This is a genomic window from Alkalicoccobacillus gibsonii (assembly GCF_016798245.1).
Lineage (GTDB): Bacteria > Bacillota > Bacilli > Bacillales > Bacillaceae_D > Alkalicoccobacillus > Alkalicoccobacillus gibsonii.
In genome coordinates, this window is sequence record NZ_JAEUZA010000022.1 from 1 (window position 1) to 254 (window position 254).

The 254-nt window shown below is 39.0% G+C and carries 1 protein-coding gene; it reads right to left on the minus strand.

The genetic code is table 11. From position 1 onward, the window contains the following. Positions 1-242: IS200/IS605 family transposase (gene tnpA / locus JNO66_RS20375; RefSeq protein WP_203091041.1), on the minus strand; the 242-nt coding region annotated here is incomplete at its 3' end. Between the last annotated feature and the right edge of the window lie 12 nt (positions 243-254).

A 254-nucleotide genomic window follows, 5' to 3' on the forward strand; every position in this document is an offset into this window, starting at 1 on the left:
AAGTAGCCCATAAATTGAGACACACTTAACTTCGGTGGGATACTTACTAACATGTGTATATGATCAGGACACGCATTTGCTTCGTGGATCATCACTTCTTTTCTTTCGCATAGATCTCTTATAATTTTGCCGATGCTTTCTTTGTATTTTCCATAAATAATCTGTCTTCTGTACTTTGGTGCGAACACGATGTGATACTTACAATTCCAAGTTGTGTGTGCTAAACTGTTCATGTCCTTCATAGGGCACGCCTC